21 protein-coding genes, 4 tRNA genes and 1 pseudogene are annotated in these 25,799 nt (G+C 60.4%); 10 read left to right on the top strand and 16 right to left on the bottom strand.

The features are described 5' to 3' along the window. Nucleotides 1–110: 110 nt before the first annotated feature. Nucleotides 111–542: a DUF488 domain-containing protein gene (locus V8689_RS09325; RefSeq protein WP_023835768.1), complete on the bottom strand. Its 432-nt coding sequence runs from the start codon at nucleotides 540–542 to the stop codon at nucleotides 111–113. Nucleotides 543–1,026: 484 nt separating this feature from the next. Between V8689_RS09325 and V8689_RS09320 the strand changes: the two genes are divergently transcribed. The 3 genes from V8689_RS09320 to V8689_RS09310 all read left to right on the top strand — a co-directional run bounded on the left by V8689_RS09320 (nucleotide 1,027) and on the right by V8689_RS09310 (nucleotide 5,009). Next, a complete protein-coding gene (locus V8689_RS09320) occupies nucleotides 1,027–1,968 on the top strand; it encodes a LysR family transcriptional regulator (protein ID WP_028698648.1) in 942 nt (313 codons plus the stop codon). Between the two features lie 466 nt (nucleotides 1,969–2,434). Next, a complete protein-coding gene (locus tag V8689_RS09315; RefSeq protein WP_023093406.1) occupies nucleotides 2,435–3,649 on the top strand; it encodes a glutathione-independent formaldehyde dehydrogenase in 1,215 nt (404 codons plus the stop codon). Nucleotides 3,650–4,118: 469 nt separating this feature from the next. Beyond that, nucleotides 4,119–5,009 (top strand): LysR family transcriptional regulator, encoded by an 891-nt coding sequence (locus V8689_RS09310; RefSeq protein WP_023103878.1) that lies wholly within the window; start codon nucleotides 4,119–4,121, stop codon nucleotides 5,007–5,009. A gap of 22 nt (nucleotides 5,010–5,031) precedes the next feature. Here the strand turns inward: V8689_RS09310 and V8689_RS09305 are convergent, their stop codons facing one another. Next, entirely contained in the window at nucleotides 5,032–5,325 is a 294-nt protein-coding gene (locus V8689_RS09305) for a helix-turn-helix domain-containing protein (RefSeq protein WP_009459591.1), read from the bottom strand. On the opposite strand from V8689_RS09305, the gene V8689_RS09300 reads away from it, so the two are divergent. Then, nucleotides 5,283–6,098, top strand: coding sequence for a substrate-binding domain-containing protein (locus V8689_RS09300; RefSeq protein WP_017514781.1), 816 nt, complete (start codon nucleotides 5,283–5,285; stop codon nucleotides 6,096–6,098). The genes V8689_RS09305 and V8689_RS09300 overlap by 43 nt on opposite strands. A gap of 202 nt (nucleotides 6,099–6,300) precedes the next feature. Continuing rightward, nucleotides 6,301–7,185 carry a Dyp-type peroxidase gene (locus V8689_RS09295; protein WP_009876630.1) on the top strand — a complete coding sequence of 295 codons (885 nt, stop codon included), beginning with the start codon at nucleotides 6,301–6,303 and terminating at the stop codon, nucleotides 7,183–7,185. Between the two features lie 37 nt (nucleotides 7,186–7,222). Here the strand turns inward: V8689_RS09295 and V8689_RS09290 are convergent, their stop codons facing one another. The 5 genes from V8689_RS09290 to V8689_RS09270 all read right to left on the bottom strand — a co-directional run bounded on the left by V8689_RS09290 (nucleotide 7,223) and on the right by V8689_RS09270 (nucleotide 9,807). Next, nucleotides 7,223–9,166: a tyrosine-type recombinase/integrase gene (locus V8689_RS09290; RefSeq protein WP_009876631.1), complete on the bottom strand. Its 1,944-nt coding sequence runs from the start codon at nucleotides 9,164–9,166 to the stop codon at nucleotides 7,223–7,225. A 226-nt stretch (nucleotides 9,167–9,392) separates the two neighbouring features. Further along, nucleotides 9,393–9,468: transfer RNA gene (locus V8689_RS09285), tRNA-Gly, on the bottom strand. 3 nt (nucleotides 9,469–9,471) lie between these two features. Then, a tRNA-Glu gene (locus V8689_RS09280) sits at nucleotides 9,472–9,547 on the bottom strand. A 105-nt stretch (nucleotides 9,548–9,652) separates the two neighbouring features. Continuing rightward, nucleotides 9,653–9,728: transfer RNA gene (locus V8689_RS09275), tRNA-Gly, on the bottom strand. A 3-nt stretch (nucleotides 9,729–9,731) separates the two neighbouring features. Further along, nucleotides 9,732–9,807, bottom strand: a tRNA-Glu gene (locus tag V8689_RS09270). A gap of 359 nt (nucleotides 9,808–10,166) precedes the next feature. On the opposite strand from V8689_RS09270, the gene V8689_RS09265 reads away from it, so the two are divergent. Together V8689_RS09265 and V8689_RS09260 are read left to right on the top strand one after the other, a co-directional pair. Continuing rightward, on the top strand, nucleotides 10,167–10,937 hold the full coding sequence (locus V8689_RS09265; protein ID WP_032900506.1) for a hypothetical protein: 771 nt from the start codon (nucleotides 10,167–10,169) through the stop codon (nucleotides 10,935–10,937). Nucleotides 10,938–11,248: 311 nt separating this feature from the next. After that, nucleotides 11,249–12,061, top strand: a complete 813-nt coding sequence (locus V8689_RS09260; protein WP_056788482.1) for an alpha/beta fold hydrolase — start codon at nucleotides 11,249–11,251, stop codon at nucleotides 12,059–12,061. A 36-nt stretch (nucleotides 12,062–12,097) separates the two neighbouring features. Here the strand turns inward: V8689_RS09260 and V8689_RS09255 are convergent, their stop codons facing one another. The 4 genes and pseudogenes from V8689_RS09255 to V8689_RS09240 form a co-directional block, all read right to left on the bottom strand. Beyond that, nucleotides 12,098–12,802: a methyl-accepting chemotaxis protein gene (locus V8689_RS09255; protein ID WP_434520728.1), complete on the bottom strand. Its 705-nt coding sequence runs from the start codon at nucleotides 12,800–12,802 to the stop codon at nucleotides 12,098–12,100. A gap of 201 nt (nucleotides 12,803–13,003) precedes the next feature. Then, a pseudogene (locus V8689_RS09250) lies at nucleotides 13,004–13,183 on the bottom strand (HAMP domain-containing protein); the annotation flags it as partial. A gap of 995 nt (nucleotides 13,184–14,178) precedes the next feature. Continuing rightward, on the bottom strand, nucleotides 14,179–15,591 hold the full coding sequence (locus tag V8689_RS09245) for a PLP-dependent aminotransferase family protein (protein ID WP_056788487.1): 1,413 nt from the start codon (nucleotides 15,589–15,591) through the stop codon (nucleotides 14,179–14,181). 200 nt (nucleotides 15,592–15,791) lie between these two features. After that, on the bottom strand, nucleotides 15,792–16,553 hold the full coding sequence (locus V8689_RS09240) for an SDR family oxidoreductase (protein ID WP_003190072.1): 762 nt from the start codon (nucleotides 16,551–16,553) through the stop codon (nucleotides 15,792–15,794). Nucleotides 16,554–16,781: 228 nt separating this feature from the next. On the opposite strand from V8689_RS09240, the gene V8689_RS09235 reads away from it, so the two are divergent. Continuing rightward, the gene (locus tag V8689_RS09235) at nucleotides 16,782–17,789 is read left to right on the top strand and encodes an NADP-dependent oxidoreductase (protein ID WP_056788490.1); all 1,008 of its coding nucleotides are present in this window, start codon (nucleotides 16,782–16,784) and stop codon (nucleotides 17,787–17,789) included. Between the two features lie 697 nt (nucleotides 17,790–18,486). Here V8689_RS09235 and pyrF read toward each other — a convergent pair. Then, nucleotides 18,487–19,185, bottom strand: a complete 699-nt coding sequence (gene pyrF / locus V8689_RS09230) for an orotidine-5'-phosphate decarboxylase (protein WP_003190068.1) — start codon at nucleotides 19,183–19,185, stop codon at nucleotides 18,487–18,489. 259 nt (nucleotides 19,186–19,444) lie between these two features. Between pyrF and V8689_RS09225 the strand changes: the two genes are divergently transcribed. Both V8689_RS09225 and V8689_RS09220 read left to right on the top strand, forming a co-directional pair. Continuing rightward, the gene (locus tag V8689_RS09225) at nucleotides 19,445–20,209 is read left to right on the top strand and encodes a response regulator (RefSeq protein ID WP_014717756.1); all 765 of its coding nucleotides are present in this window, start codon (nucleotides 19,445–19,447) and stop codon (nucleotides 20,207–20,209) included. Next, the gene (locus V8689_RS09220) at nucleotides 20,209–21,240 is read left to right on the top strand and encodes a sensor histidine kinase (protein ID WP_044273032.1); all 1,032 of its coding nucleotides are present in this window, start codon (nucleotides 20,209–20,211) and stop codon (nucleotides 21,238–21,240) included. The genes V8689_RS09225 and V8689_RS09220 overlap by 1 nt, the downstream gene beginning before the upstream one ends. Nucleotides 21,241–22,000: 760 nt before the next feature. On the opposite strand, the gene V8689_RS09215 is transcribed toward V8689_RS09220, so the two are convergent. The 4 genes from V8689_RS09215 to V8689_RS09200 all read right to left on the bottom strand — a co-directional run bounded on the left by V8689_RS09215 (nucleotide 22,001) and on the right by V8689_RS09200 (nucleotide 25,713). After that, a complete protein-coding gene (locus V8689_RS09215) occupies nucleotides 22,001–23,065 on the bottom strand; it encodes an AI-2E family transporter (RefSeq protein ID WP_003190063.1) in 1,065 nt (354 codons plus the stop codon). Between the two features lie 72 nt (nucleotides 23,066–23,137). Continuing rightward, nucleotides 23,138–23,956, bottom strand: a complete 819-nt coding sequence (locus tag V8689_RS09210) for a DUF4892 domain-containing protein (RefSeq protein ID WP_056788493.1) — start codon at nucleotides 23,954–23,956, stop codon at nucleotides 23,138–23,140. A 102-nt stretch (nucleotides 23,957–24,058) separates the two neighbouring features. Further along, complete coding sequence (locus V8689_RS09205) at nucleotides 24,059–24,913, bottom strand: alpha/beta hydrolase (protein WP_056788496.1); 855 nt, start codon at nucleotides 24,911–24,913, stop codon at nucleotides 24,059–24,061. Beyond that, nucleotides 24,910–25,713, bottom strand: a complete 804-nt coding sequence (locus V8689_RS09200; RefSeq protein WP_056788499.1) for an alpha/beta fold hydrolase — start codon at nucleotides 25,711–25,713, stop codon at nucleotides 24,910–24,912. The genes V8689_RS09205 and V8689_RS09200 overlap by 4 nt, the downstream gene beginning before the upstream one ends. Between the last annotated feature and the right edge of the window lie 86 nt (nucleotides 25,714–25,799).

The following is a 25,799-nucleotide window of genomic DNA, read 5'->3' as shown; positions in this document are numbered from 1 at the left end:
AGCAAAACCAGTGAAGGCACTGCTGCAACCGCGCGTCCAAGCCCCGGGATTTCTTGCCCCGGCCAGGGCTGGGGGCTTAAGTTGATGACATTGGGAGCTACGTCGCCCCTCTAAAGATGCACGATCTCAACATTCGGCCATTTGCCTGCAAGGTACTCGGCCACTAGCCTCCGATGGCAGTGATGGGGCTTGTCTTCGCTGCAAAGCAGGCAACTGTTATCAATCTTTTCTTTATCGATTGACTCAATCTTTCGGGACGACATTAAATCCAGAAATTTACTGGCGTAGATATCCCAATCTCCCCCTTTTATTTTATATTCCTCGAACATGTCTTTGGTTGGAGCAAGTGCTGGTAGATGTTCATATTCCATCCCACACAACGCCTCGGAAAAATATCGAAGATCCTCGCGTTTAGCGAATCCGGCCAATTGCGAAACATTATTCAGGCGAACATCGACAAGGCGCTTGGCACCAGAAGCACTTAACTTGGTGAAGAAGGACCGCGCGGAGGTCTTAGTGAATCCAATCGTGAATATCTTCATCTGCCTTATTCCCCTCGTTCCTTCATCCATAAATGGCTGTTATTGAGCTACCGCCAGGCATGCCCGTCAATCGCAGCTAAGGAAACGCTGGGGGCATGGTGTACTAGCTGCGCCACAACGGCCATGGCAGGCTCCATTCTCTCGCCGCTTCAACGGCCACGACCCGAACAGCTCAAGAGCTTAGCACCGCCTTTTGCGGTTGCGTGCCTCACCACTCACGCTTACTCCCTTCCAGAACGCGCCAACTGCTAAGCTACATGAGGACGACTCGCCCACAGCGCAAAGCACCTGTGTTCGCGCTATTGGCTGTCCCGTGCGTTGTGGTGCTGACCGTCGATGACGAGTCGAACCTACTGTATGGACACTGCGCGCGGCAGCCTTTCATGCGTGCCAGCTACGTGCCCAAGGTTGGACGCGGATCGAAGCGTGCGCAGGGTTTTTCGTGAAAGTATAAAATCCAATCAACTTTATCAGAAGAAAATATATGATCGTAAGAAACTTTGAATACTTGCTTGCTTTGCACCGTGAAGGCCATTTTGGCAACGCGGCCAAAAGCTGCAATGTTTCTCAGCCGACACTCTCCGCGGGCATTAAGCAATTGGAGGAAGACATGGGTGTCGAGATCGTGCGTCATGGCCGACGCTATGACGGCCTCACTTCTGAAGGGATGCGCGTACTGTCTTGGGCTCAGCAGATGTATGACGACTGCAAAGGGCTGGAGCGAGAACTCTCCGCACTACGGCGAGGTATAGAGGGGCAATTCCGGCTAGGGATACTCCCAGGAACTGCCGGTGTAGCGCCCACATTAAGCATCGCCCTTGCTGAAAAAACACCCTTACTTCAACAATCAGTTCTGGTTTCCGGCGCTTCTTCCCTGCTACAGGCGATTCGAGAAAACAATTTGGATATCGCACTCATGCATTTGGAGGATATCCCAGGGGAAGACTTCGATACTCACCTTCTGTACCGTGAACGCATTTTCCTTTTTCACGCCGCGAGAACACAGCAACCCCGAAGCACAACGTGGGACCATGTTCTCAATAGACAACTCTGCGTGCTGAACTCGGCAGTACCTGAACCCATTCAAGATAGGCTGATGCAATGTACCGCGCAGACTATTCGCACTGATTCAATTGACGTGCTATCGGCACACGTGGCGACAGGAAAATATTCGGCAGTTCTTCCGCAATCTCTCGCCGGCCAACTCGCGCACATTCCAAATCTCCACGCAATCGCAATCAATGGACCAATGTCGCACTCAAATGTCGGATTCGTTGCTGGGAAAAATGCGTTCGAGGCACCGTCATCGCGTGCATTGCTCGAAATGGTGCACACCCCCGAACTCGCCGCCACTCTTCAATCCGTTATATCGATCCATCGTCGGTTCCAGCCCAAAGCAGACTCATCTCAAAGCCCCCTGAAATAGCGAGTCTTGAAGAGCAACTCTGTATTGCTTCAACCAGGCGAAGATTGCAGGCATGCCGTGTGCGCCGCTAACAGGCGCCACGTGCTGAGCAACCCATCGAAGGCCACTAGGTCCAGGGGCAACTCGGGGGGCAGGAGTACCTGCTGCATGCGGCCTCCTCATGTCTCGCTGGGTCGAGCTGACTGTTCCTAGATCAAGCTAGGAGGCGCGATGTAGCGATGATCGTTGCCCTCTCCCGGCTAGGAGACGAGCACGGCTCGACGATCCCGCGTAGATAGATCGTGCCTATCTGCACATAGATTATTCCAGTTTGACCACTTCTGAGCTTGATCCGATGCTGTCAAGACCGCAGAAGGAGACGCGACCAACGGCTAGGCAATACCACGATCGTTCTTCTTGACAGCGGTAAATTTCGTTTCCCACTTCGATTTAGAAGATGGAAACATTAACGCACAGAGGTGACGAAATGACTCCGACCGGTAACCGAATCGTGACTTTCGAGAAGCCCTTGGAAATGAAGGTCAACACCTTCAAATTTCCAGAGCTGATAACCCCTCAAGGGAAAAGCGCACCCCATGGCGCTATCCTCAAAATAGTTACCACAAATATCTGTGGCAGCGACCTTCACATTTATCGCGGTTCGTTTGCTGTTCCCAAGGGAATGACCATGGGCCATGAAATGACCGGCGAAGTGATCGAAGTGGGATCAGACGTCGAAGTCGTGAAGAAGGGCGACATCGTTTCCGTTCCCTTCAATGTGGGGTGTGGGCGTTGCTACAACTGCAAGCATATGCGCTCCGATGTATGCGAGAACACCAACCCCGAAATCGACTGCGGAGCCTACGGGTTCAACCTCGGTGGCTGGACGGGGGGGCAAGGTGATTATCTCTTCGTACCGTATGCGGATTTCAATCTCCTTCGCTTCCCTGACAAGGATGCCGCCATGGAAAAAATCCGCGACCTGACCCTTCTCTCTGACGTATTACCCACAGCTTTCCATGGGTTCGCTGGCCCAGACTGGCCAGCCGCGCCGGCCTACGTCGTCGGCGAAAACATCCTGATCTTCGGTGCCGGGCCGGTCGGCAGAGCGGGTGCCGCCTGCGCCAGACTTCTGGGTGCAGGCGCCATCATCGTTGCCGATTACATTCAAGAGCGGCTGGACCTTCTCAAGCCACACGGCGTGGAAACCATCAACCTTTCCGACGGCGTGCCGATCGAGGAGCATCTCGAACGCATTACCGGGCACAGGGAGGTGGATCGCGTCATCGACTATGTTGGTGTGGACTGCCGCGGGTTTGGCGCGGAGGCTGACAAGATCGTGGAGAGCGCTGTTACCAACGCAATGCTCAAATATGTCCGCTTCGGCGGAATGACCAGTACGGTCGGTGTGTACTGCGCAAACCCGATCTCGAAAGACCCGAAAGCCAAGAAAGGCCATATGGATCTGGAATGGTCCAACGCCTGGATCAAGTCGCCGCGAATGTCGGCTGGTCAATCTCCGACGGCCAACTACAACCACGCGTTAATGCGGGCGATACTGAACGATCGCATGCCTTACCTTTCGCCGATGATGAACACTAAGTTCATCAAGCTCGAAGACGCGCCCGCCGCGTACAAAGAGTTCGACGCGGGTTCTGCATACAAGTACGTCATCGACCCGCATGGTTCAGTGCGGCATTAAGCATCCGGCGCGGGCTAAGCATCAGGATGTCTCACACTTTCTGGTGAGAGGCATTCTCCGGGCAGCAACTGGAGCCGGCGAATATTTTCGCCGGCATTTGCCGTCTGCCCCAGGGTACTTGCCTTGGCTCGGACCAGGAGCAGAGCCTCAGCAATCCGCAGGTGATGATCAACCGCAAGCGTGTTCAAGCGCTTGGTTCGCAATCGGCCAAGGGTCAGACGGGGACGATGCACGGCATCCATTGACGTGCGTGGCTGGAGATAGCCTTCGTCTGATCCTTATCACCCCACGGACTTGACAGGCTCGCCTGGTGTTGTGCCTGCCTCGGGCCATCGCACGGTCAACCCAGCCCTGGCTCATTCAGCCAGAAGTTTCCAATGATGTGGCCGAACTCGCCGCCGCCAGAATGGCAGTCACTTCTATAGGGAGATAGCACAGTGTTGGATAAGTCGGAACGGGAGGGTGGCCTATGGAGCTGCGCCATCTTCGCTGCTTCGTAGTTCTTGCTGAGGAGCTACATTTCACGCGGGCGGCTGAGCGCCTGCATATCGAACAACCACCGCTATCACGAGCCATCAAGGAACTTGAGGACGAGTTGGGCGTAGTGCTCTTCGACCGAAACCGACGAGGAACAGTTCTAACGGCGGCGGGCGCGGTCTTCTTGCAAGATGTTCGCCGTCTATTCACAGTGCTGGAACAGGCTCGTGAAAATGCCAAGGCTGTGGCATCGGGCTTGCGCGGTAGCCTGCGCATCGCTGTATCAGATGGGGCTATCGATCCACGGCTGTCGGCATTTCTGGCTCGTTGCCGCGCCGAGGAGCCGGAGATCGAAATACGCTTGTCAGAAGTGCCTCTGGCAGAGCAAGTGCGTGGCTTGCGTTCGGGCGACTTCATGATCGGGTTCGCGCACACGGGCGATGTCGGCGACGGTATCGCTGCCGAACCAATCTGGCACGACCCGCTGGTGATTGCGGTGCCAGCTCGTCACTCATTGCTCACCTACAAGGAGGTGCCACTTCAAGAACTTCAAGGCCATCCACTTGTCCTGTGCGACCCGCAGGTATGCGAGGGCTATTGCCGCGAACTCAAGCGGCTGCTCAACACGTTGGAGCACAAGCTGAATGTTGTCGAGGAAGTGTCCTCGCTGGACATGATGCTCACGTTGGTCGGCGCCGGCTACGGCATCGGCTTCATGACGGCGACCAAGATTCCCATCTCCCAACGGCCGGATGTGGTGATCCGCCCCTTGGCGATGGATTCTGCCGTGATCACCACCTACCTGCTTCGGCCCGACGGCGGCAATTTATCGGCTTCGGTGGAGCGATTTATCGTTCGCCTTCGCGACTCTTCGGACGGTTGACGGAGCCTGGCAGGCTAGACACTCAGGGATCAGTGTCGGCACGCAGATTGCGTTCGGTCGCCGTCATCAGGTCAGCCGCGCTTATTCCAAGTGCCGTAGAAATTTTCAGTATGAGCGGAAGCGTGGGCACGTGCTCACCACGCTCGATCTTACCCATGTGAGAACGCGAAATGCTTGCCCGAGATGCGAACTCGTCTTGCGCGACTCCTTGAGCGACGCGCGCAGCGCGCACGGCCTGTCCGAAGGCTAACGCCGACTCGGATTCATACGTCGATGTGCCAGAAGGACGGCCTGGCTGAATTGTTGATTTCTGCATTAGCAGAAGCGTCAAACAATCTGCCACAATTAACCACGTTAAAGATAACGACGTTAAACTTCACTCTTTCCTGCAACGCTGGTTTGCCTTTCTGGACAGATCGCTTATTGGGGGCCCTCATGCATGACGCCACCAGCCAGTTTTCCCATTTCAGGCTTGCTATCGCGCCCGGAGTGCCATCCTCTTGCCTCACAACGCTTCTTGCCCTACAGCGCGCGGAGGAACCAGAAGTCACCATCACGTTCTTTGAGACCTCAGCCGATGATCTGTTGACGGGCCTTGAGGAAGGCCGCTACGACGCTGGAATGACGCTTCGGAACGCTGGTGCTCCGGCCGTGAAAAGCCAACCGCTCTGGGTGGAGAACGTGGCTGTTGCAGTGCCGCTGGGGTCCCCCTTAGTTGCCCAGGCGAAGATCACGCTTGCCGAGCTTCTGGACTATCCGGTGTTTCGCTGGCCGGCGGAGGCTTGCCTACTGCTGGATCAGCGACTGTCCTTTCTTCCGTTGAGCCAGCAGAGCATTCAGCACGTGACTTCGTTCGAGATGATGGCGCTTTGGGTGACCGCTGGCTACGGAGTGGGGCTCTCCGCGCAATCGCGCATTGAGCGTGCCCATGCGTGGGGGATCACTATGCGACCGCTTTCAGACGGCCCCTACGAGATCGTGACATATCTGCAGCGGCCCCACGGACGAGCCAATGTTGTTTCTGAGCGGTTCGAGCACAGGGCAATGCTGGTTGCCAGGGACAGGGCGGCTTGCTCGAATACCCCATAGCCCGCTCTCGCCGAGGCTGCGTGCGGGTAATTGCAGCGGCACGCGCCTGTTAGCGCGCCAGTGATAGCGCTTCCATCTCTGGCAATATGATGAATTAACATGGTCTTTGGAGGCACGAATGGTTGGAAGTGGTTGGGATCGAGTACCAATTGACTCGCAAAGCATCGATGCGCCGCTGTCGCGCGCGGCGGTGTTTCTCACGTTGACAGTCGCCGAGGGCCACGAGGCCCTTCAGGCGGTCGCCGGCGTCTTGGACGGGCTGGACGACCTGATCAAAACGGTGGGCTTCCGCGATCTCAACGGCCGGCTGTCGTGCATCACTGCACTGGGATCGGCGCTATGGGACCGTTTCCAGACCGGGAAGCGCCCGAAGGAACTACGGCCCTTCGTGCCCATCGAGGGTGCCAAGCACACCGCGCCTGCCACGCCCGGCGACCTGTTCTTTCACATCCGTGCCGAACGCGAGGACCTCTGTTTTGAATTCGAGCGCCTGCTGCTGGACCAACTGGGCAGCAGCGTGACGGTGGCCGACGAGGTGGTCGGTTTTCGCTACTTCGACTCCCGCGACCTGCTTGGCTTTGTCGATGGCACGGCCAACCCGACCGGGCACGACATCGGCGCCTCGACGCTGGTCGGCAGTGAAGATCAGGCGTTCGCCGGCGGCAGCTACTTGGTGGTGCAGAAGTATCTGCACCAAATGCAGCCGTGGGCTCGGCTCGCCAAGGACGAGCAAGAGCGGATCATCGGCCGGGAGATCGTCAGCAATGTCGAATTGCCCGACGCGACGAGCGGCCAGAAATCGCACAAGACCCTCGCCACGATCGTGGACGACGACGGCACCGAGCACGACATCCTGCGCGACAACATGCCCTTCGGCCGCCCCGGCCAGGGCGAATATGGCACCTACTTCATCGGCTACTCCAGGCATCTGTGGGTGACGCAGAAGATGCTGGAGCGCATGTTCCTCGGCGATCCGCCAGGCATGCACGACCGCCTGCTCGATTTCTCGACGGCGCACACCGGCGCCGTGTTCTTCGCTCCCGCACCGCGCACGCTGAGCGAACTCGTGGAGGCGGTGCAAGCGTAATGCAGGGGCCGCAAGGCCCCTGCAAGGTTTGAGAGCCCTATGCTCCGTCTAGAACTACTGCGCTATCCACCAGCCGACGAACGCTTTGCCGCACATCCTCGGGGATGGGGTACGGGGCAATGGCCTCGGGCATATCCGCATAGTGCTGGTAGTCGCCCATGATGACCTGGATGATCGCCGGCACGTTGGTCGGCGTGACCGCATCAATGGCCGCGCGGTCCCCCAGGTCAGGGTGCGGCTGGGTCAGCATGCGGTACAGATCCCACGAATCCGCGTGCGGGCACTGGTTCATGAGCACCTGGGCCAGCTTGTGCTTGAGCGGCACCAGTTGCCAATCGGGAACACGCTGCCCCCGATTGCCCAAACTGATGGACAGCAACTTGCCCGCTTTCAGTTCGCGGTTGATCTGGTCCTTGGACTTTCCGGCCAGCTTGCCGAACAGCGGGACCGGCAAGCTGCTTGGAGACTCGTAGATGGTCAGCATTTCCTCGCGCTCGCGCTGGATCGCGGACACTTCCGGCTCTGGGGCATGCGTCGGAGGCGGCGGTACCTGAGACAGCCGCTGGAACGTGATGCCGCCGTTGCTCGGGGTTACGACAATAGGCGTGGCCACGACGGGCGGGACGCCGGGAGGAGTGGGCTCGGCCATCGCGAGGGTCGCATCCACCGCTTCCTCCACTTCTGCCATCGCCGGCACCCCGTCGATACGGATGGTCAGATGCGCGCTCGCGGCTTCCACTTCGCCCTGTTCGAGCAGGTCGAGCCGATCGGCCCAGTCCTGCATCATCCGACGGCGCGGCTCAACGTACTTGGCGTGGTTGTAGGACGAACTCACCTTGTTGGGGTCGGAATGGGAAAGCTGCGCGTCCACCCAAATCTTCGGGTAGCCAATCTCGTTGAGCGCCGTCGAGATAGTGCCGCGGATGCCGTGGCCGGTCAGGCGCCCCTCATAGCCCATGAGCTGCACGGCCTTGTTGAGGGTGTTCTCGCTGATGCGCTTCTTGAGTTCGCTGCGGTGTGACAGCAAGTACTTCTGCGCCGGCCGCATCACCCCCAGGAGATAGCGCACGATCTCGATGGCCTGCAGGGATAGCGGCACGATATAGGGGGGCACATCCTGCGGCCGCTTCCCTGCCTTGCGCATTTCATCCTGGAGCTGCTTGACGATCTGCGGTGGGATGATCCACAAGCCCCTGTCGAGGTCGAACTGTTCGGGTTCGGCCAATCGCAGTTCGCCGGTGCGCACCCCGGTCAGGAACAGCAGCCGGACGCCAAGCTGGGTCTGCCAGCCACGGGGGTTGTAGAGCCGGAGCTTCTGGAGGAACTCGGGCATCTCGGGCAGGTGCAGGTAGGGATTGTGGGCTACGGGGGGCTTGGGCTCTGCCACCACGTCCAGGTCGGCGGCCGGGTTGACTTCCAACCCCTCGGCAATGACCAGGGCATAGCGGAACAACTGGTTGAACCAGGTGCGGACCTTCTCGGCGGTGGTGAACGCCTTGCGTTTCTCGATCGCCGCCAAGACGCCCAGGAGTTGGGGGCGGCGAATGTCGTAGATCGACATTCTTCCCAGGGTGGGCAACACGTCCTTGTTGAAGATGCGCAGGATCTGCGACAGCGTGCTTTGACGGCCTTCCTTGAGTTCCTTGCGGCGATGCTCGACCCAGGCATCGAAGACGGTCTTGAAGGTGTATTCGCCCGCCAGCTTGGCCGCGTGCCGTTTCTGGTCGCGCTCGACCTGAGGATCGATCCCCCTGGCGAGCAGGGCCTGGGCCTTGTCTCGCTCGATCCGGGCCTCGCGCAGGCTGAGAGCAGGATAGCCGCCCAGGCACAGGCGCTTTTGCTTGCCCAGCCAGTAGTAGCGGAATTGCCATGACTTGCCGCCTGCGGCTGAGACCATCAGGCCCAGGCAGTCGTTGTCGGAGAGGGTGTAGCGTTTTCCGGTGGTCTTCGCCTGCCGGACGGTCAGATCAGAGAGCGCCATTTCGAGACTCCTAAGTAATGACTTAGGCCCTATGCTCGTCATGGTCCCCGCTCAGCCCCAGCAACTATCCGGTAGCCGACCCACCCGTATTCTTGTGCCTTATTTGGTCACTCAAAAACGGTAGCTGTGGGTGGATTTCCGTGGCACTCGCTGGAATGAAAAAAGGAGCCGAAGCTCCTTTTTTCAATGACCTACAGACCCCAGTAGAAGTCTGTGGATCAAAATTTGGAGCGGGAAACGAGACTCGAACTCGCGACCCCGACCTTGGCAAGGTCGTGCTCTACCAACTGAGCTATTCCCGCAAATGGCGTCCCCTAGGGGACTCGAACCCCTGTTACCGCCGTGAAAGGGCGGTGTCCTAGGCCACTAGACGAAGGGGACACGCTACTGAAACACATGGTGTGTGTTCCAGTGCCCAGAGGCCTTGTCCGAAGACTTGGTCCTGGTTTCACTCAATGCCGCCCGAAGGCCACACTGCTTGTAAATTGGAGCGGGAAACGAGACTCGAACTCGCGACCCCGACCTTGGCAAGGTCGTGCTCTACCAACTGAGCTATTCCCGCATATGGCGTCCCCTAGGGGACTCGAACCCCTGTTACCGCCGTGAAAGGGCGGTGTCCTAGGCCACTAGACGAAGGGGACACACGTACAACATTCACTCCCTACCGCGTTTCGCTGTGTGCTTTACGCTGTAAGTGGCGCGCATTCTATGGATGGATTGAAAGGTCGTCAACCCCCAAGGATAAATTTATTTAAATCAATGACTTCGCCATGGTTTCACGGCCTTCGCGGGCATTGGTACCGTCCGAGCCTTGGCGCCTATATTCTGGCGTTCGACAAGGCGCTATAGTTCACCCAGGCAAATGATGGCAATGTGCATCCATTCAGGCAACGCCTACCTATATAGAAGAAATCACCTGGGCAACTGGTCGATCGGTCCTATCCGCCGGATGACCCAGTCACTACACTCCACAGCAAACCCTATTAAAGAGGTCACACCGGTGACACCACTCATGATCACCCTGCTGGTAATAGCCGGGATCGTAATACTGATCGCCATTGGCTACATGAACCACGTGGTGGAAAACAACAAGCTGGAAAAGAAGCGCACCGAGATCGAGCTTAACGATCGGCTGCGTCGCTGCGGTGAAATCACCGAGACCTTCCCCGGCCAACTGATGACCCCAGCGCTCAAGCTGTTGCTGGCTCGCCTGGAGCTGAACGTCAACCAGCGCCTGTTGAACCTGAACAAGTCCAGCGCACCACTCAAGGCGCGTATCACCGAACTGAATGCGCTGATCGCCCAAGGCGAGTCGATTCCGGTGGCCAACCCGCCGGCGCCGATCCAGACCGAAGCCAAGGCCAAGGACGTGCGCTTCCTGCTCGAAGCCCTGCACGGCCAAGTCACCCGCGCCGCCCAGGACGGCTTCCTGCCGACCAACGAGGCCAAGCACTGGATCAAGGAAATCCGGCATATCCTGGTGCTGCTGCACATCGAGTTTTTCAACAACCTCGGCCAGCACGCCCTGCTGCAAGGCCAACCCGGCCAAGCACGCCTGGCGTTCGAGCGCGGCGTGCAGTACTTGCGCAAACAGCCGGAGCCGGTGCTCTACAGCGCTCAGTTGCAACTGTTGGAGTCCCAATTGGCGCGCGCCAACTCCACAGTGCTGACCAACAGCCAGCCTGCCGAGGACGAAGTCAACGAGCTGACCGAGGGCTTGAAAGTTGTTGACGCTGACGCCGAGTGGAAGAAGAAAGCTATTTACGATTGATGGCAACGCGAGCGCAATGCTCAAAGCAACGAAGGTCAAAGGTGGGGCTTGCCGGCGACGACGTCGGCTCAGCAAAGATTGATGTTGACTGACCCGCCGCTTTCGCGAGCAAGCCCGCTCCCACAGTTCGATGGTGGGGTGTCAGGTAGATCAGCATCGGCTGGCAGGCCTTTATCGCAGGCAAGCCAGCTCCCACAATGGGGCCGCTAAGGAAAATCCGATTCTGACACATGCCATTAATATGACCCTATCCCCCCGCCCCCGACTAGCGTAAAAAAGTGCCCCTCACTCCGTGAAACTAGAGGCCTGTTATGCCTGTCGCCGTGATTGATGGACAACCGCTGCACTATATCGACCAGGGCACCGGCCCCGTCGTGCTACTGGGTTCGAGTTACCTATGGGCCAGCGACATGTGGGCGCCGCAGATTGAAGCGCTGTCGCAGCAATACCGCGTAATCGTCCCAGAATTGTGGGGCCACGGTGAGTCCGGCCCGTTGCCAGCACCCACCCGCTCCCTGGATGACCTTGCCCGCCAGGCCCTGGCACTACTGGATCACCTGGACATCGCAGAGGCCAACCTGGTGGGCCTCTCGGTCGGCGGCATGTGGGGCGCACGCCTGGCACTGCTGGCTCCCGAGCGCATCAACAGCGTGGTGCTGATGGACACCTACCTCGGGGCCGAACCCGAGGCAACGCGCCAGTACTATTTCTCGCTGTTCAAGATGATTGAAGACGCCGGGGCGATCCCCGAACCGTTGCTGGATGTGATCGCACCGATCTTCTTCCGCCCGGGCATCGACCGCGAATCCGCGCTGTACCAGGATTTTCGCCAGTCACTGCAAGGCTTCCCCAAAGAACGATTGCTGGACAGTATCGTGCCGCTGGGCCGCCTGATCTTCAGCCGCGAGGACATCTTGGCGCAATTACCTGCCTTGGACTCCGACACCACCCTGGTGATGTGCGGCGAGCAGGACAAGCCCCGGCCACCGGCAGAGTCGGAGGAAATGGCTGAGCTGATCGGTTGCAGCCTTATTCTCATCCCTGAAGCCGGGCATATCTCCAGCCGCGAGAACCCGGACTTCGTCAACGAGGCGCTGCTGACTTTCCTCGCCAACCACGCCTGATCGCCCTGCCCTCAGATCGCAGCGCCTACGCTGCGATCAAAGGCGGAAATGCCCCACCATCCCCTTGAGTTGCGCGCCCAACTGCGCCAGCTGGATGCTCGAGGCGGCATTGTCTTGCATGCTCAACGCCGAATGATCGGCACTCGCCCGAATACTGGTGACGCTGCGGTTGATCTCTTCGGCCACCGAGCTTTGCTCCTCGGCGGCGGCGGCGATCTGCTGGTTCATCTGCTGGATCAATGAAACGGCCGCCGCAATGCTGCCCAGGGCCCCTTCGGTTTCCAGCGCATCACTGACCGCCAGCTTCACCAGCTCGCCGCTCTGCTGGATCTGCTGCACCGAGGACTGCGCCGCACTACGCAGCGTGCTGACCAGCCGTTCGATTTCTTCGGTCGATTGCTGGGTGCGCTTGGCCAGTGCCCGCACTTCATCGGCCACCACCGCAAAGCCACGCCCTTGCTCACCGGCACGCGCCGCCTCAATCGCAGCGTTCAAGGCCAGCAGGTTGGTCTGTTCGGCCACGCTCTGGATCACACTCAAGACGGTACCAATGTTCTGGATTTGCGCGCTGAGGCTTTCGATGCTCGCGCTGGCACTGTTGCTGGATGTGGCCAGCAGTTCAATACGCTGCAGGCTCATGCGCACCACCTGCTGGCCGCTGTCGACCTTGGCATCCGCGGTCTGCGCGGCCTGGGCCGCCTGCTCGGCATTGCGTGCCACATCATGCACTGTGGCGGTCATCTGGTTCATCGCCGTGGCGACCTGTTCGGTTTCGTCCTTCTGATTGCTGACTTCGGCAGTGGTTTGCTCGGTGACGCTGGACAGCGAATGCGCGGAACTGGCGAGCTGTTCGATCCCCGACTGCAACCCACTGACCATCTGGCTCAAGCTGTTGCCCATCTGCTGCATCGCCTGCATCAACTGGCCGATTTCATCACGCCGGCTGACCTCCATGCGCCCACTCAGGTCACCCGAGGCGATCTGCTGGGCCACGGCGATCACCGCGCGCAACGGCGCAACAATCAAGCGGGTGATCACCCATGCAGCGATCAAGCCCACCAGCAGCGCCAAGGCGGATGAGCCGATGATCAGCAGCGTGCTGTGTTGCAACTGCGTTTGCATGGACTGGTCTTCGGCGGCATACGCCTGGTTGACCCGGCTGACCACTTGCTCGGCGCGGTCATGCAATTGTGTGTAGACCACTTTTTCCTGGGCCAACAACCCAGTGTATTCGCCGAGTTTTTCACTGAACGACGCGATATGCCCGGAGACTTCGTTGAGCACGGTCTGGTAGCCGGCGTCCTTGACCGCGGTTTTGAGTTTCTCGACTTCAGCCAGGGCCTGGTCGGCTTGCTCGATCTTGCCCTGCCCGGCATCGTCTGCGTCCGCCCTGCGGCTCTGGTCCAGGCGCACCCGCGCCTCGTTCATGGCCTGCAACATCAGCCGCGACACCTGGCTGACCTGCCCGGCCTGCTCGATAAAGTCCGCGCCCTCCTTGCCTTGGCTTTCCTTGAGGCCGTAGGCGCCGTCATCCGCCAGCCCGGCTTGCAGCACATCCAGGTTATTGGCCACGCTGGACACCGACCAACTGGCCATGTCCAGGGCGAGGTCTTTGGTCTGGGTCAACTCGACGAACTCATCGAATGCCTGGCGATAGGCGACCAAGGCTTGCTCAACGTCGCCCATCACTCGTTCGTTGCTGGCGGACCGAGCCTTGAGAAGCGTGGCCTGGGCCAACAGCGCATCGACACTGGCATGCAGGGCATCAACGGCCTTGGGGTCGGCGTGCAGCGCATAGTCCTGCTCGATCAAGCGCACCTTGAGCAGGTCACTGTTAAGCGTCGACATCGACGTGAGGCCTTCGAAGCGCTGGCCGATGGTCTGCAGGGACCACACACCAATGGCCGCGACCAGGGCCGTCAGCAGCAGTACCAGGGTAAAACCCAAGCCGAGTTTTTTTGCCATACCGAGGTTGGCGAAATGTCGTTGAACGCCCGAAATCATTGCACTTGATCCTCTTGCAATGGCAAATGCCATAAGCCAGGTTTACAAGCAGCGAGATTCGCAACCCCGAGGCACTGAGCACAAGCCGCTGGCGCCGGAATAATGGCAAAAAGCTACATGTGCGTCGTTTTCAGAATGGTCGAGGTCGATCTTGCCGCGCCCATGGCGCGAAACAGCGTCAATGCGCGCTGGTCAGCCGCGTAGGCCACATTGATGCGCAGCCATTCGCTGCGCTCACCCGTGGGGCTGAACAACGCCCCCGGCGACAGCAACACACCGAGGCGCTGGGCGCAGGCTTGCAATCGCAAAGGGTCGGCCAAGCCTGGTCGCGCCCACAGGAACATACCGCCCGCGGGTGCGGCAAATACCTGCCACTCTTCATCCTCCAGCACCTGCAACGTCGCGGCCATCTGCGCGTTCAGGCGCTTGCGCAGACGCTGCACCCACTTACGGTAAGTGCCGTTACTCAACAACGTCGCCACCATGGCTTCGGCAAAACGTGAGGTGCCTATGCCTGTCAGGGTCTTGAGCTGGGCCAATTGCGTGATGATCGCGGCACTGGCGCACAGGTAACCCACGCGCAGGGCGCTGCTCAGGGTCTTGGAAAAGCTCGACACATAGATCACCCGATCATCATGGGCCAGCGCCGCCAAGCGTGTGCAACTGGCATGTTGCAGGTCGCCGTAGACGTCCTCTTCGATAATCAGGAAGTCGCGCTCGCGTGCCAGCTCCAACAACCGCTCCGCCACCGGACGGCTCAAACTGGTCCCTGTGGGATTGTGATACAGGCTGTTGATGAACAGGCACTTGGGCCGGTGGGTGTGCAGCAACGCTTCCAATGCCGGGATATCTGGGCCGCCACGGGTGCGCGGCACGTGCAGTAGCGTGACCCCCTGAAAGGCCAGTTGGCGATAGAGGTTGCCATACCCAGGGGTCTCGACCACCACCTCATCACCGGGCTTGAGCAGCGTGCGTATCAGCAGGTCCTGGGCATGGCTGGCGCCGTGGGTGGTGAGGATACGGTCCAAACTGGCGGGCACGTGAATCTGGGTCAGGCGCTTGAGCAGTTGTTCGCGCAACGCCGGCAGCCCCAGAGGTGTGCTGTAGTTGAACAGGCCCCCGGTGTCAGTACGGCTCAGTTCACGGATCGCGTAGCTGATGTCATCGCTTTCGCGCCAGGTGTCGGGTAGCCAGCCGCAACCCAGCTTAAGCTCGCCCAGCGGGCCATCGGTAAAGGCGCCCCAGCCCTGCTCCGCACCCTCATACCAGTGGTTTTCATGGGCCGTGATGGGCTGCGCTACCACAAACCCCGAACCCTGCCTGGGGGCCAGCAGCCCCTGGGCCACCAACCGCTCGAATGCCTCGATCACGCTGGCCTGGCTCAGCAGGTTATCGAGGGCCAATTGGCGAATGGACGGCAAGCGTGTGCCAGGGCTCACCCCCTCCTTGCGAATCCATTCTGCCACCGCGCTGACGATCTGCTGAACAACCGGTACCTGGGCTTGTCGATCAATCCCTAAATCCATGAGCCACTCACTTAAACTGTCTGTTAACCCAAAACAGTTAAGCACAGAAGCCTGTTAAAACCGGCCGCCAACTTTTATTAAAGTATTGATTTTATTCGGTTATTTACCTACTGAAACATATTCAGGCACAGCCCACTGCCTGCCATGGAAACGCCCCACAGCACCTGGCTCTGTTTTCGAATGCCGCGCGACCTGCCGTCCTAGATCGCCGTCGCGCCACCGTCCACCGCCAGGGCCTGACCGGTGGTAAACGCTGCGCCATCACTGCACAGGTACAACACGGCGCTGGCGATTTCCTCAACCTTGCCAATGCGTCCGACCGGGTGCATGGCTGCGGCAAACTCAGCCTTGCGCGGGTCAGCCTCATAGGCGCGGCGAAACATGTCGGTATCAATCACGGCCGGGCAGACGGCATTCACGCGGATTTTCTTCTTCGCGTACTCGATGGCCGCTGATTTGGTCAGGCCGATCACCGCATGCTTGGACGCCGCATAGATGCTCATCTTCGGCGCCGCCCCCAACCCCGCCACCGATGCGGTGTTGACGATGGCCCCGCCGCCCTGGGCCAACAGCAACGGCAGTTGATACTTCATGCACAGCCACACGCCTTTGACGTTAACCCCCATGATGGCATCGAACTCATCGAGACTGCCGTCGGCCAGCTTGCCCTTTTCGATCTCGATGCCGGCGTTGTTGAAGGCGTAGTCCAGGCGCCCATAGGTGGCGACGGTCTGTGCCATCAGTTGCTGCACGTCCGTGTCGAGGGTGACGTTGCAGCGCACAAATATCCCTTCGCCGCCGGCCTGGTGGATCAATGCCACAGTGCCCTCTCCTCCCGCCACATCGAGGTCAGCGACCACCACCTTCAAGCCTTCGGCGGCGAATGCCAGTGCGGTGGCACGGCCAATACCAGCGGCGGCGCCGGTTACCAAGGCGACCTGGCCGGAAAACGTCATGCTCATGGGAACTGTCCTGTGGAGTTAGTAGCGGTGGAGCGAGTCTAGCCAACGCCGGGAGCCGCGCGTCAGCACTATCAGAAGGCCGGTTGGCAGTGCATGAATCGCAGTGATAAAGCCGCCCGGCTGATTATCAATGAGGCCTATTGCCGGGCATTCGCCGGCCCCGCACACCCTTGCCCTTCTGCCCCTGAGGGTCTATCACTCATGTTCCATTTCTAAAGAGTCCTTGCCATGACCGCCCAGACCAACCGCCAATTTCTGCTCGCCAAACGCCCGGTCGGTGCCGCCACGCGCGAGACCTTCACTTACCAGGAAGTGCCGGTGGGCGAACCCCAGGACGGCCAGGTGCTGGTGCGCAACGAATATTTGTCCCTCGACCCGGCCATGCGTGGCTGGATGAATGAAGGCAAGTCCTACATTCCACCGGTGGGCATCGGCGAAGTGATGCGCGCCCTCGGCGTAGGCAAGGTAATTGCCTCGAAGCATCCGAATTTCGCGGTGGGGGACTACGTGAACGGCGCACTGGGCGTGCAGGATTACTTCCTCGGCGAGCCCCGTGGTTTCTATAAGGTGGACCCCAAGCTGGCGCCCCTGCCCCGCTACCTGTCGGCCCTGGGCATGACCGGCATGACGGCCTACTTTGCTCTGCTGGAGACCGGCGCACCGAAAGCCGGTGACACCGTGGTGATCTCCGGTGCTGCCGGTGCCGTGGGCAGCATTGCCGGGCAGATCGCCAAGCTCAAAGGCTGTCGCGTGGTGGGGATCGCCGGTGGCGCCGAGAAGTGCAAGTTCCTGGTCGATGAGCTGGGCTTCGACGCCGCCATCGACTACAAAAGCGAAGACGTGCCCGCCGCCCTCAAGCGCGAGTGCCCCAAAGGCGTGGACGTGTATTTCGATAACGTCGGCGGCGATATTCTCGACGCGGTGCTCAGCCGCCTGGCACTCAAAGCCCGCGTGGTGATTTGCGGTGCAATCAGCCAGTACAACAACAAGGAAGCGGTCAAAGGCCCGGCGAACTACCTGTCATTGCTGGTCAACCGTGCGCGCATGGAAGGCTTTGTGGTGATGGACCACGCGGCGAACTTCGCGGCGGCGGGTCAGGAAATGGCCGGCTGGATGGCCCAGGGCAAGCTCAAGAGCAAGGAAGATATTGTCGAAGGGCTGGAGACATTCCCGGAAACGCTGATGAAGCTGTTCAACGGCGAGAACTTCGGGAAGTTGGTGCTCAAAGTCAGCTGAAACACCACAAAAACAAATGTGGGAGCTGGCTTGCCTGCGAAAGCGGTGGTTCAGTTGCAGATTAATTAATCTGACCCACCGCCATCGCGGCATAGGTATCTGCACAACTTTTTGTGGGCTGTAGCAACAGACGGTAACCACGATGCGAAGCGAGCCGCTCTTGATCTTGATCTGCTCTTGATCTTAGGCGCCCCGTTAAACCACGCTGGCCGTAATTCGACAGGGATTTGGGGGGTAAACCGGCAGGGATGCCGGTTTAGCCGCCCCGCGCCATGGATGGCGCGTGGCGGCGGCCCCCCAAATCACTGGCGGATTACGGGCACACCGAGCCTAAGCGAGGTGCCGAGTGGTGGGGCAAGAGCCCTTTGGTTACTTTGGGGCTTTTCCAAAGTGACCCGCCGTCAGGCGGAACCCTAAGTGGCCGTTACCGCAGGAATGGATATGTACTCGGTATGACTGTGTCGACTGTCATGCCGTCTTCGCAGGCAAGCCAGCTCCCACATTTGAATCAAGTGCGTCAGAAAGATAGGCGCCGGCTGTCAGGCCGTCACGGGAGCAAGCTCCCTCGCCACAGGACCAGTGTCGACCCAAAATTGTGTAGATACCTATGGCCATCGCGGGCAAGCCCGCTCCCACAGGGGATCTGTTCCTGGCACTGATTCTGTGGGCAGCCCACATTTTTTGCTCACTCTAAAAATCAGGCGATCTCGGCGACGACCGCTGCCAACGCTTTTGCAGGATCCGCCGCCTGGCTGATCGGACGGCCGATCACCAGGTAATCCGAGCCCGCATCCAGGGCTTGGCGCGGCGTCAGGATACGACGCTGGTCATCCTGGGCGCTGCCGGTGGGACGGATACCCGGTGTCACCAGTTGCAACGACGGATGCGCGTTTTTCAGGGCCTGGGCTTCCAGGGCCGAACACACCAGGCCGTCGAGGCCGGCCTTCTGCGCCAAGGCTGCCAGGCGCAACACTTGCACCTGCGGCTCGATATCCAGACCAATGCCCGCCAGGTCTTCGCGCTCCATGCTGGTGAGCACGGTCACGCCGATCAACAACGGTTTGGGGCCGCTGCGCTGTTCCAGCACTTCGCGGCAGGCGCTCATCATGCGCAGGCCACCGGAGCAGTGCACATTGACCATCCACACGCCCATCTCGGCCGCGGCTTTGACGGCCATCGCCGTGGTGTTGGGGATGTCATGGAATTTCAGGTCCAGGAACACTTCGAAGCCTTTGTCACGCAGGGTGCCGACGATTTCCGCCGCGCAACTGGTGAACAATTCCTTGCCGACCTTGACCCGGCAAAGCTTGGGGTCCAACTGGTCAGCCAGCTTCAGTGCGGCGTCACGGGTGGGGTAATCCAGGGCGACGATGATAGGAGTCTGGCAGACGGACATTGGAATGGGCTCTCAGGCAAGTCGAAATCGGCGCGGATTGTAGCGCAAGCAGCGCCGTTGCGGGATCCGATGATCGGTAAATACCGATCAAGCGCCCAATACCGGCGATTCGGGGCAATTGTTTCAACCCCGATACATTCACGACACGCCCCCAATACGCCGCCCGGCTAGCCTCGCGCACATGACCGCCCGCCCAGCACTTCCAGCCCTGGAACTGGGCGCCTATGCTGACAGCCACAACCAGGCAGATGACCTCGCTATGCATACCCCTTGCGACCCTGTAAACGAAGCGCCAAAAGACGCGGTGATCGCCGAAGACAAGCGCTGGAACACCCGCGCGCTGATTGTCGACGACGACGTGCCGATCCGCGAACTGCTGATCGACTACCTGGCACGCTTCAATATTCTCGCCTCGGGTGTCACCGACGGCACCGCCATGCGCCAGGCCATGCAAGCGGAGACCTTCGATGTGGTGGTGCTCGACCTGATGTTGCCGGGCGAAGACGGGCTGACCTTATGCCGCTGGCTGCGCGCCGAGTCGGACATTCCGATCCTGATGCTCACCGCCCGCTGCGAACCCACCGACCGCATCATCGGCCTGGAACTGGGCGCCGATGACTATATGTCCAAGCCGTTCGAACCCCGGGAGCTGGTCGCGCGTATCCAGACCATCCTGCGCCGGGTGCGTGATGACCGCACCGAACAGCGGGCCAATATCCGTTTCGACACTTGGCGCCTGAACAGCGTGCTACGCCAGCTGGTGGCCGATGATGGCCTGGTGGTGCCGCTGTCCAACGCCGAGTTTCGTTTGTTGTGGGTATTTATCGAACGCCCCCGCCGTGTGCTGAGCCGCGAACAGCTGCTGGACGCGGCCCGTGGACGCTCCATTGAGGCCTTTGATCGCAGCATCGACTTGCTGGTGTCGCGCCTGCGCCAAAAGCTGGGGGATGACCCCAAGGCTCCGCAATTGATCAAGACCGTACGCGGCGAAGGCTACCTGTTCGACGCCAGGGATATCGGTTGATGCGCGCCCCCTTCAACACGCTGTTCGGGCGGCTGTTCGGCCTGTTGCTGGTGGCGATTGTGCTGGCCCATGTGCTGGCGTTCTTCTGGTTCCACCACTACGGCCCGCCGCCACCGCCCCGCGCGGCGTTCGTCGAGCAACCGGACGGCAGCCTCACGCCTTTGCGCAAAGCGCCTCGCCCCTGGTTTGGCGGCCCGGTGGTGCCGCTGACATTTCAGTTTATTTCGCTGATCATCGCCGCCTGGTACGGCGCCAAACTGCTGAGCCGGCCGATCCAGCGCCTGAGCGCGGCGGCCGAGCGCTTGAGCGTCGACCTCGACAGCCCACCCCTGGTGGAATCCGGCCCTCGCGAAGCACGCCAGGCGGCCTCCACCTTCAACCTGATGCAAAAGCGCATTCGCGAACAAGTCAGCCAGCGCGCCCGCATGCTCGGCGCGGTCTCCCACGACCTGCGCACCCCGCTCTCGCGCCTCAAGCTGCGCCTGGAACAAATCGAAGACCCCAAGCTGCAAGGCCAGATGCGCCAGGACCTGGACGACATGATCGGCATGCTCGATGCCACCTTGAGCTACCTGCACGAACAGCGCACCAGCGAGACACGGCATTGGCTCGATGTGCAGGCATTGGTGGAGTCTTTAAGTGAAAACGCCCAGGACCAAGGCCGCGACGTGCAATTTTCCGGCACCTGTACGCCGTTGCAGGTGCAGCCGATGGCCCTGCGTTCCTGCCTGAACAACCTGATCGACAACGCCCTGCGCTATGCCGGCACCGCCCGGGTGGAACTGGCCGACAGCCGTGGCGCCCTGGTGATCCGGGTGATCGACCACGGCCCGGGGATCGCCGCCGATAAGCGCGAAGCGGTGTTCGAGCCGTTCTTTCGCCTGGAAGGGTCGCGCAACCGCAATTCTGGAGGGGTCGGTTTAGGGATGACCATTGCCAGGGAGGCCGTCGAGCGACTCGGCGGCCACCTGAGCCTGGAGGACACACCGGGTGGTGGTTTGACGGCGGTGATGTGGTTGCCGAGGGTTTAAGCACTCCCATTACATGACGCGCCGCGATCCAAATGTGGGAGCTGGCTTGCCTGCGATTGCGCAGTGTCAGTCGATGAAGTGTTGGCTGGCCCGCCGCTATCGCAGCATAGGTATCTACACAACTTCGGTATGACGCCGAACCTGTGGCGAGAGAGCTTGCTCCCGCGACGGCCTGACAGCCGGCACTTATCTACCTGCCGCCCCGCGATCAAACTGTGGGAGCTGGCTTGTCGGGTCGCCGCATCGCTGCGAAGGCGGCCTGGCAGTCAACACAGTTGGATTGTGTACATATCCATTCCTGCGGTAACGGCCACTTAGGGTTCCGCCCTGACGGCGGCTCACTTTCGAAAAGCGCGAAAGTAAGCAAAGCGCTCGTGCCCCACCACTCGGCACCTCGCTGTGGCTCGGTGTGCCCGTAATCCGCCAGTGATTTGGGGGGCCGCCGCCACGCGCCATCCATGGCGCGGGGCGGCTAAACCGGCATCCCTGCCGGTTTACCCCCCAAATCCCTGTCGAATTCCGGCCAGCGTGGTTTAACGGGGCGCCTAAGATCAAGATCAAAAGCAGATCAAGAGCAAGAGCAAGAGCAAGAGCAAGAGCAAGAGCAAGAGCAAGAGCAAGAGCAAGAGCAAGAGCGGCTCGCTTCGCATCGTGGTTACCGTCGGCTGCTACAGGCTACAAAGCTGTGTAGATACCTATGGCTATCGCAGGCAAGCCAGCCCACAGGTGCAGCGTCGCATGACAGTTATGTAGTCACCGATCAGTTACACGGCTTATCTTCACGGCGCACTTGCGCCTGGCTCGCGCTCCAGTCTGTCAGCAGGCTGTAAGCCACCGCCAACAACGTCGGGCCGATAAACAGGCCGATAAAGCCGAACGCTATCAACCCACCAAACACACCCAACAACACAATCACCAACGGCAGGTTGCCGCCACGGCTGATGAGGTACGGCTTGAGCACGTTATCCACGCCGCTGATCACGAACGTGCCCCACACGCCCAGGAACACCGCGTAGGTGTAGTCGCCCTTCCACGCCAGCCACGCCGTGGCCGGGATCCACACCAGCGGCGGGCCCATGGGAATCAGGCTGAGCAGGAAAGTCACGATACCCAGCACCAGTGCGCCGGGTACGCCAGCGATCAGAAAGCCGATCAGCGCCAGCAGCGCCTGGGCCGCCGCGGTGCCGATCACACCATTAACCACCCGCTGCACCGTGCCAGCCACCAGTTCGATGTAATAGCCCGCGCGCTCGCCGATCAGGCGCTCCAACAGGCGGTGCACAAACATCGCCAGGCGCGGCCCGTCACGGTAGAAAAAGAACACGAAGACCAGGCTCAGGGTCAGCTCAAGAATGCCGCCACCAATTTGCGCACTGCGCGCCAGCAACCAATTGCCGACCTGGCCCAGGTAAGGCTTGATGCTGACCATCAGCGCCGCGCCTTGTTGATCAATGCTGTCCCATGTCGCCACCAGGCGCTCGCCTACGAAAGGGATCGACCCCAACCAGGTCGGCGCCTCGGGCAAGCCGTCGACCTGGATGTCCTTGATCAGCGCCACCGCATCACGCACATGGTCAGCCAGGTTGAACCCCAGCCACACCAATGGCACCGCCACCAGCAACATCCAGCCCAGCGTCAGGATTCCGGCGGCCAGGGATTCCCGGCCGCCGAGCCAGCGGGTGAGCAAACGCATCAGCGGCCAACTGGCAAAGGCCAGCACCGCGCCCCAGAACAGCGCCGACCAGAACGGCGCCATGACCCAGAAGCTGGCACCAAACAGCACCAGCAGCAGGATTTGCACCAGCAGGCGATCGTTATTGAGCATCGGGTATCTCGAGAAGAAGGCTGTAGAAAGAGAGCTTAGGCGAACGGCGCGGGTCCGTTCGCCCTGTGGTGCTTAGCGTATCAGATGCAGATGCAGCCCTTGGGTTTCACCGCTACCGGTTTCCAGACGGGCGGTGCGCACGCCCCTCTCCACCAGCGCCTGGCGCCAGGCCTCGGCCTGCGGCCCACTCAGACTGACGCGCAGGGTGGTGTCGAGGTTCAAGGCGCGGGATATCAGGGTCAGCCAGGTGTCATCCGGTTCGGCGCCCAGCGCGGGAAAATCCAGCTCGCCGGTGCTTTTGAGTTCACGCAGCAGGGTGGCCGAGGTGGGCAACAGGTCGCCCAAGGGCGCACTGGCGTCGAGTTGCTCCACATGCAGGTAGGCGCGGCGGTTACCACGGGTGATGCCGTACAGCGCGACCAGGGAATTGTCCTGCGGGGCGGCCAGGCGTAGCAGCAGGTATTCCTGTTGGCCGTCGGCGCCCACCAGCTTGGCGTTGCCGAACACTTCGTTGGCCCACAGGCTGCTTTCGCCACAATCGCGGGCCTTGCACCAGAACAACAACTGCGCGCCCTTGGCCTGCAAGGCTTCGCGCGTTGCGGTAAAGGCAGCGCTGGAGCTGTGTTCAGCGGGCAGTTCATAGGTGATGGCAGTGGCCGGGCCGCGTGCGATGGCCTGGCCTTCGTAACGCAACTGGCCGCTGATCTTGCGAATCGCGCCCATGGGGTAGATGCGTTCCTTGTCTTCAGCGGGGCGGTAATCGACGATTTGCGCATCAACCTGGCGGGCTACCGCCGGTAAATCCTGGCTGCCGGGCAGGTCGGCGGCAAATACCAGGGGGCTGAAACAGCAAAGGCCAAGGGCACGGATACTTCCTTTACCCAGGCTCATCGGATCAGTGAGCCCTGGCCAATATTGGTCACAGCGATATTGAGTGTGTTCATGGTTGACTCCCTTTCAATCCGCCCAGCCTCGGCAGTTGACCCCGCCAAGTCAAGGCGTGGAGAAGAACCGATTGAAACAGTCTGCAACAAGAACCGCGCCGGGCTCGTCATTCAGGTGTAAATGATGGCCGCCTGGCAGCGTGGTAACCGTGAAGGGTAGCTGAGAAAGCAATTCGGGATGTTTCGCCAGCATACCGTCAGCCGCGACCACCAACTGCGTAGGGCACCCTACCCGTCGCACGAAAGCCATGGCTTGTTCTTCGGTCAGGCGCATCGGTGACGCCAGGGTCAGGCGGCTATCGCTGCGCCAGGTGTAACCGCCCGGTACCGGCATCAAACCGCGCTGGGCCAGGAGCTGCGCCGCTTCACGGCTGACTGCCACCACACCTTTCATCCGCGCCTCAACCGCTCGATCAAGGCTGTTGTAGACCGGCTTGCGCTTGTCCTGCAGGCTCAATTGCGCCTGCAAGGCCATGCCCAGGCGCTCGGCCGCGTTCTCGCCGCTGGCGGTCGGCGGGATCACGCCATCGATCAGGCCCAGGTGTGTCACCCGCTCCGGCAAGGCCCCGGCCAACACCAGGGAGACGATGGCGCCAAGAGAGTGGCCGAGTAATGCAAAACGTTTCCAGCCCAGTTGCTCGGCCACCTGCAGCACGTCGTAGACGTAATCCCACAAGGCATAACCGGCGCCGGCCGGGCGGTGCGCCGAATGCCCATGCCCCGCCATGTCCAGGGCAACGATGCGCAAGCCGTGCAGCTTGGGCGCCAGGCGCGCAAAGCTGTTGGCGTTGTCCAGCCAGCCATGCAGGGCAATCACCGGCAGGCCGTCCTCGGGCCCGAACAGATGCGCGGCCAGTTCGATGTGCGGCAGGCTCAGGCGAACCTCTTCGACAGGCGTGCTCATGCGCAATTTCGCTCACGGGCCTGCCAGCGAGCGAACAGCGTCTTGATCAAGGCAGCAGTGTCCTGAGGGCGTTCGAGGGGGAACATATGGCCGCCGGGCATGGTGAGCATTTCGCCCATGGGCAGGCGGTCGACGCCACTGGCATGGTGACGCATCACCACCCGGCTCTGACGACCACGTACCACGGCCAGCGGCACCTTCAACTGGCGCACCTGGCCCGGGCTGGTGTGGGGCACGCCGCGATAGATGCTGATTTCGGTGGCCGGGTCGAACCGCAGGCGCAGGCGGTCGCCCACTTGCTGCAGGCCATGTTGCAGGTACGCGTCAAAGCAATCGGGGTCGAAGCCACGGAACAGGGTCTTGCCGGCGAAGTAGCTGCGCGCGGTGTCCAGGTCGGTGAATTCTTCGCGCCGGCCAAGCGTGCGCCCGGCTGGGGTGAGGCGGTCGATAAAGCCAAAGCGCTTGGCAGCGCGGATCACCCAGCGGTCTGCGCGGGTGAGCACAGGCGAATCCAGCATCACCACGCCCCGGTACAGGTGCGGGCAACGCATGGCCGCGTGCAAATGCAGCACGCCGCCCAGGGAATGGCCTACGCCCCAGACCGGCTCTGGCTGCTGCTCCAGATGGTGGATGAGTTCGTCCACCAGGTTCTGCCAGTTATCATCCACCGGGAACCTGGGGTCGTGACCGTGCTGCGGCAGATGGGCCACCGCATACTCCGGGGCCAGGGCGGCAAACAGCTTGCCGTAAGTGGCCGAAGGGAAGCCATTGGCGTGGGTAAAAAACACGTGCTGCGACATACAGTTTCCATCAACCAAAACAGAGGGGGATTGTCACCATGCCCGGCGCCTACAGCAATGACTGTAACTGCCAGGAATGATGACAC

Origin of the sequence: Pseudomonas sp. AK181 (genome assembly GCF_051122975.1) — a bacterium.
GTDB classification, from domain to species: Bacteria; Pseudomonadota; Gammaproteobacteria; order Pseudomonadales; family Pseudomonadaceae; genus Aquipseudomonas; species Aquipseudomonas lactis.
Note: the sequence above shows the minus strand (reverse complement) of the source record. Positions and strands in the feature narration are given on the sequence as shown.